Source organism: Salibacterium halotolerans (assembly GCF_900115625.1).
Taxonomy (GTDB): domain Bacteria; phylum Bacillota; class Bacilli; order Bacillales; family Marinococcaceae; genus Salibacterium; species Salibacterium halotolerans.
Map to the genome: position 1 here is coordinate 48,529 of NZ_FOXD01000021.1, position 6,000 is coordinate 54,528.

Consider the following 6,000-nt stretch of genomic DNA (forward strand, 5'->3'; position numbering starts at 1 on the left):
GCTTCCAGGAAGTGATTTATTTCTGGTTGAGAAAAGAAAGACAAAACAAGCAGTCTCCGTTGGTTCTAAGGCTCCCGTAATGCATATTGCAGATATGGAACCCTTCGTGGTAAAGGCGTGCCAGGTTGTCATACCCTTCGCCTACACTCTTTGTACCCCCGGAAGAAGCCTGTGTCCCGTTTTCCGGTTCTTTGGCCTCTTTTTCTTCGAGAAGCTTACGTAAATGCTGGTTTTCCAGTGCCAGCGAATGGTTCTCTTCAATGAGCATTGCCAACTGTTCTTTCAATTCTCCAAGTTCATCATGAAACGTTCCGATCCGTTCTTCCATGTGTATGACCTGCGAGAAAATTTCTTTCTTCTCCACGTTCCTTCCACCTCAATTAATCCCCTTGTCTTCAGCTCACGATATGACCTTCCTCCATTAGTTCATCGAGACTGTACTCGAGCACATTCTGCTCTTCTCTCAGTTCCACCTGGACAAGGCGCTCCAGAATGTTCAGACCGACCACTCTGCCTTCTCCCTGCGGTGTCCCGATGTGCTCTCCTATATCCGGGAGTTCTTTCTTCGCTGTCTCGTAATGGTCATTTTCATACTTCAGACAGCACATGAGCCGTCCGCACAACCCGGAAATCTTCGCGGGATTCAGCGAGAGATTCTGGTCTTTGGCCATCTTGATTGACACCGGTTCAAAATCACCAAGGAACGTCGAACAACATAGTACGCGGCCGCACGGGCCGATACCGCCGAGAAGTTTCGCTTCATCACGGACACCGATCTGACGCAGTTCAATCCGTGTACGGAACACAGATGCCAGATCTTTAACAAGATTACGGAAATCAATCCGTCCTTCCGCGGTAAAGTAAAAAAGCACCTTATTCCGGTCAAACGTGTATTCAGCATCGACTAGATTCATATCCAGCTGATGTTCTTTAATTTTGGCTTCACATACTTCGTACGCCCTGTTCGAAAATTCCCTGTTTTCTTCGATGACCGTTTTATCTTCTTCGGTGGCAAGCCGTACAACTTCTTTCAGCGGCAGAACGACGTCATCTTCGCCCACCTGCTTTTTCCCGAGAACCGCTTTTCCGAATTCCAATCCACGGGATGTTTCCACCACAACCCAGTCGTCTTTTTCTATTGTTAAGGAACCGGGAGAAAAGTAGTAAATTTTCCCCGCTTTTTTAAACCTGACTCCTATTACATCATGCAACGCTAAGATCCCTCCTGTAAACGGAGCAGTAAATGCTCCATTAAAAGCTGGGCATTCACATTGGCCCGAAGCTTCCGCTTCGCATCAAGGATCAGCTGCAATATACGGGCGATTTTTGTTTCCGGCATTTGAAGACCCTGCTTTTCCATTGTTTCCCTTTGATCCGGGTAGGCAAGATCACGCCCGTTATGTTTTACCGTCAACAAATCACGGTACCAGAAAAGCAGCAGATCGAGGCCTATGTCCAGCTCTTCTCTATCCTTGAAATGAGCAAGCCACTTTTCCTGCAGTGTCAAAAGTACCTGATGAGGTCTGGAGTGAACCTCTTCCACTAATTGTATCACTAGTGCTCTGCCCTGTACAATCCAGTCTGTGGCTTCTCCCTGGTAACTGCCGGCAGCTTCATCCGGCAGTCTCGCAAGAAGCGGCGCTGCTGTTTCAGAGGCACCTTCTTCCCTGTAGGTGCGGGCTCTCTTTTCCGGCGATGGGGGCGCAAAGGAAAGTTTCTGGGCACGGGAAAGGATGGTATCCAGCATGAAATGGACATTTTCTGTTAATAAAAGAGCCAGAATAGGACTTTCCGGCTCTTCCAGAAACTTGAGCAGGCTGTTGGCGGCTCCTGCCGTCATGCGGTCCGCATCATTGATGATATATATTTTAAAAGCCGTTTCCATTCCTTTATACGTCAATTCCTTCTGCAGTGCTTCTACCTGCGCTTTTTTAATGGAAGCACCGTCCGGCTCGACCACAATAATATCAGGATGGTTGCCGTGTTCAATTCTTCTGCATTCGCGGCATGTCCCGCACGGAGCAGCATTCTCACGATGTGGACAGAACAAACTCTGCGCGGTTAGCCACGCTGCGTCTTTTTTGCCTGCCCCGCGCATCCCCTCAAATATATAGGCATGAGCAAGCCTGTCCTTTTCCATGCTCTGTTTGAGCATCGTCATGACGAAAGGCTGGTCTTCGATCATCCGGTTCCAGTCCATAAGGATCCCTCGTTCTTAAAACTGATTAAACTGTTCGACCTGCATAATAAAGACTGTGGCGCCGCCCACCTGAACTTCGACCGGATACGGAACATAGGAATCGGCATTACCTCCCATCGGAGAAACCGGGGCTACCAGCTGATCTCTGGCCTGACAGTTGTTTTTAATAATATCAAGCACAGACTGCACCTTCTCATCATCCACCCCGATCAAAAAGGTGGTGCTGCCCGCTCGTAAAAAGCCTCCGGTACTAGCTAATTTCGTGGCGCGGAAGTCTTCTTCCACCAGTGCGTTGGATAAACGGTTGCTGTCTTTGTCCTGCACGACCGCTATGATTAATTTCATGAGAACACCCTCTTTCTGTGCTTGTAAAAATACGTGTTTATTCTATATTACTGTACCTGTTTCTAAAAAGAAAACCCTGTTTGTTCCAGTCACGGAGAAAGAACATTCAATATCCGATTCACAGCCTGCTGCTGAACCTGTTCTATAGATAATGATGCATCTACTTTATGTATGCGTTTCGGGAAACGTGCCGCCAGTGTTTCATACGCCCGGTATACCTTATAATGAAAATCGGCATGTTCCTGATCCAGTCTGTTAAATTCCCGTTTTTTGTTTTCGTGGATACGGTTCAGACCTTTCTCCGGATCGATATCAAGATAAATGGTGGCATCAGGCATGTGGTCCTCCACAGCGAACTCATTGATAGCGAGTACTTCCTCAATACCGATACCCCTGGCTGCTCCCTGATAGGCGAGACTGCTGTCAATGAAACGGTCACAGAGAACGATAGTGCCTTCCTCCAGAGCTGGAATCACTTTTTCGGTGAGATGCTGGCGCCGTGCTGCGGCATACAGCAGCGCTTCTGTACGCCGTTCCATTGCTTTATGTTCGGGATTTAGAATTAACGTCCTGATTTTTTCCGCAATATCAATGCCTCCCGGTTCCCGTGTTTTCAGAACCGGATATCCTTTTTCTTCAAGTTCATCGTGCACCCTGTCCAGCACGGTCGTTTTTCCCGCGCCGTCACAGCCTTCAAATGTAATAAAAAGCCCTCTTATTATCATCGCGCTTCCTTCCTTTTCACTGTACTGGTCAACCATTGTCCGTTTTCCGACTGCCGGACACCCTGAACACTTCCGCCTGCTTCCAGACGCTTCAGCAGAAAATCCAGCCGTTCACCGGTTAACGTCTCTCCTTTTAGAAAAAGAGGAACTCCCGGAGGATAAGGGATAATATCAACAGCAGCCTGCTTTTGTTCAGCGTCCTCAAGTGTCGTTGTTTCTGTCTCACCCCGTCCTGCCTGGTACCAGTCTGCAGGAAGTTTCTGCATACCCGAAAAGGGAAGAGACCGTGCTCCTGCGCCGGAGTAAACCGCCGGATTTTCACTCCGCAGGCGGGCTGCGCCCCGTTCAATCCGCTGCAATGTTTTTGTCGAAAGGGGCTGAAAGGAAAGAAAAAAGACGACATGCGCCTCATCTGCCAGTTCTATAAATACATGCTCCTCCTCAAGATACCGCTGCAGCGCCCAGCCGGTATGTCCCTGCGGAGCCCGGGCCACGATTTTCAGTGGATCAGCCCGCACGTGTTCAGGAGGGATTCGTTCCTCGAGCGCTCCAGCCTGCAGCACAGCCTGTTTCGTCTGCTTCAGCTGCTCCTGCAGCGCAGCATCATCTTTCTGTATCAGATCGTACAGGTATTTTCTCGCCGCGTCCAACGATGCCAGCAGCAGATAGGACGGACTGCTCGACTCTACCATGGCAGCCGCTTCCTGTACCTCTGCTGCCTTAATACGGCTGGACCGGCCGACATGAAGATATCCTGTCATCGTAAGCGCGGGCAGCGTTTTGTGGGCGGAATGCACGACAAGATCCGCTCCAAGGGAAACCGCACTGTCCGGAAACACGTCTCCCGCCGGAAAATGTGCCCCGTGCGCTTCATCAACAAGAACGAGCGCCCCGTTCTTTTTGGCTTCTCCGATAATCGCACGGAGCGGAGACGTCCATCCATAGTAACCAGGCCGGTTTACGATTAATGCTGCCGTTTCGGGGTAAGAATGAAAGGCCCTTTGTACGGAATGAATGCTTAACCCAAGCGACAGACCCGACGTTTCATCATATTCCGGCTCCAGAAACACCGGCTGCGCCTTAACAAGCCGGAGACCGTTAATTACTGATTTATGGGTATCCCGCTGTACAAACACTACATCGCCTTCCTGCAGGGCAGCGAGAATCATAATCAGATTCCCCGCGGTGGATCCTCCAATTAGAAAGAACGCCGACCGGCTCCCATAGATGTCAGCTGTCAGCTGCTGGGCCGAGGCAATCACACCACAGGGATCATGCAGATCATCAAGTCCCGGCAGTTCCGTTTGGTCATACCGGGACGCCGACAGTATCTCACGCGCGTACGCCGGCTGTACGACGCCGTTTTTATGCCCGGGTACGTGAAAAGAATCCGGTTCCGCTTCAGCATGCTGCTGCAGGGCTTCAACAATAGGAAGCGATGATTGATTCATGTATAGTCCCTCTTCTACTTTTTATATGAATATCTGTATCTAAAATTATGACGTAATCGACGTTTTCCTGCAAATATTCCTTTTTACATCAACAGTTTGGAAGCTCTGGACGAACTCAACGTTTTGACCGCCCGGTGATAGGCTGTATCTTCTGCCTCCATCTGGATCAGCTCTTTTTCACAATCCAGGCATAAAAAGATATCCAGAATATGAATGCCTCTGCTTTCTGTCCGGCCGCATAGAGTACAAGATTCCGCCTGTCTTTCTTTTTCCATACCGACGTTACCTCCTCTTTTCATCTATGAAACTTATTCTGTCCGTTTCTCCTTGTTTTTATTCCTGATCCCGCCGCCTGTTGTATCGTATGCTGCAGGAGCTTATATGTCATTGCCACCCGGCTGTTAATTTTCATACGATCGCAGAACCGCCGGCCTGCATCATTCCCCGGCTTTTAGGAAAAGGCATGGTTACCAAAAAAACTGCTCCACCCAGGTGGAACAGCTCCTTCGACGCCGTAACGTTTTCTGTCTATCAATGAAATCAGCCGGCATATGCCACGGCCCGGATTTCAATCAATTGATGATCACATGCCATAGCCGGCACACCGATGAGAGTCCCTGCCGGCCGGTGATCTCCCACATACTCCTTAAAATGAGTCATGCATGGTTCAAAGTGTTCCTCCGGGTTCGTCAAAAAGATTTCCATTTCACAAATGTCCGAACGCGTGAGATGAAAACCTTCCATAACACGATCCAAATGGTAAACGCAGCGTAGAGTCGTTGGGCGCTGCGTTTGGACAAGGGTGCAGCCGCTGCAGCAGAAATGCGGTATTTCCTGCTTTGAGCCCAAAGAATATATGGTTGACTTCACTTTAGAAAGGCCATAACGACGTTTGCAGCTGCTCCAGAGGGGGCAAACGCAACTATGAATCCACCATAGTGACGTTTCTTCCCTCTCTGATACCCGTAAACGTCACCATGAGCCCTTCTATGTTGCGTTTGTCTCTTTTTTTCCAGGATAAACGCAACTTAGTAGCTATTAGGAGTGGTTTCCGGACAAAATATGAATTCACAATATTCTTAAAATATCATTCCAGAGAGAAAGGAGTACTTGGATCAGCCGGCAGCGAAACATTTTACCTGCAAAAAAAGAACCGCCGGATAACAATCCGACCGTCCTTTTGATGCCTGGCGGCGTCCTACTTTCACAAAGGGTTGCCCCTTCATTATCATCGGCGCTGGAGAGCTTAACTTCCGTGTTCGGCATGGGAACGGGTGGG

8 protein-coding genes and 1 rRNA gene are annotated in these 6,000 nt (G+C 49.2%); all 9 read right to left on the reverse strand.

The genetic code is table 11. The features are described from left to right. Window positions 1-16: 16 nt before the first annotated feature. Entirely contained in the window at window positions 17-364 is a 348-nt protein-coding gene (gene yabA, locus BM124_RS15030) for a DNA replication initiation control protein YabA (protein ID WP_093338735.1), read from the reverse strand. A 31-nt stretch (window positions 365-395) separates the two neighbouring features. Beyond that, entirely contained in the window at window positions 396-1,211 is an 816-nt protein-coding gene (locus BM124_RS15035) for a PSP1 domain-containing protein (RefSeq protein WP_093338736.1), read from the reverse strand. Between the two features lie 2 nt (window positions 1,212-1,213). Continuing rightward, window positions 1,214-2,200, reverse strand: a complete 987-nt coding sequence (gene holB, locus BM124_RS15040) for a DNA polymerase III subunit delta' (RefSeq protein ID WP_093338738.1) — start codon at window positions 2,198-2,200, stop codon at window positions 1,214-1,216. 15 nt (window positions 2,201-2,215) lie between these two features. Beyond that, window positions 2,216-2,545, reverse strand: a complete 330-nt coding sequence (locus tag BM124_RS15045; protein WP_093338740.1) for a cyclic-di-AMP receptor — start codon at window positions 2,543-2,545, stop codon at window positions 2,216-2,218. Between the two features lie 89 nt (window positions 2,546-2,634). Further along, window positions 2,635-3,270 (reverse strand): dTMP kinase, encoded by a 636-nt coding sequence (gene tmk, locus BM124_RS15050; RefSeq protein WP_093338741.1) that lies wholly within the window; start codon window positions 3,268-3,270, stop codon window positions 2,635-2,637. Further along, window positions 3,267-4,721, reverse strand: a complete 1,455-nt coding sequence (locus BM124_RS15055; RefSeq protein ID WP_093338743.1) for an aminotransferase class I/II-fold pyridoxal phosphate-dependent enzyme — start codon at window positions 4,719-4,721, stop codon at window positions 3,267-3,269. The genes tmk and BM124_RS15055 overlap by 4 nt, the downstream gene beginning before the upstream one ends. An 83-nt stretch (window positions 4,722-4,804) precedes the next feature. Continuing rightward, a complete protein-coding gene (locus tag BM124_RS15060; RefSeq protein WP_093338744.1) occupies window positions 4,805-4,996 on the reverse strand; it encodes a sigma factor G inhibitor Gin in 192 nt (63 codons plus the stop codon). Between the two features lie 265 nt (window positions 4,997-5,261). Further along, a complete protein-coding gene (locus tag BM124_RS15065; protein ID WP_280139749.1) occupies window positions 5,262-5,591 on the reverse strand; it encodes a RidA family protein in 330 nt (109 codons plus the stop codon). Between the two features lie 315 nt (window positions 5,592-5,906). Further along, a 5S ribosomal RNA gene (rrf, locus tag BM124_RS15070) occupies window positions 5,907-6,000 on the reverse strand; the annotation flags it as partial.

Excerpts from the sequence above, each read along its gene's own strand:
- holB (WP_093338738.1), bottom strand. The coding sequence starts at position 2,200 with ATGGACTGGAACCGGATGATCGAAGACCAGCCTTTCGTCATGACGATG.
- BM124_RS15045 (WP_093338740.1), bottom strand. The coding sequence starts at position 2,545 with ATGAAATTAATCATAGCGGTCGTGCAGGACAAAGACAGCAACCGTTTA.
- tmk (WP_093338741.1), bottom strand. The coding sequence starts at position 3,270 with ATGATAATAAGAGGGCTTTTTATTACATTTGAAGGCTGTGACGGCGCG.
- BM124_RS15055 (WP_093338743.1), bottom strand. The coding sequence starts at position 4,721 with ATGAATCAATCATCGCTTCCTATTGTTGAAGCCCTGCAGCAGCATGCT.
- BM124_RS15060 (WP_093338744.1), bottom strand. The coding sequence starts at position 4,996 with ATGGAAAAAGAAAGACAGGCGGAATCTTGTACTCTATGCGGCCGGACA.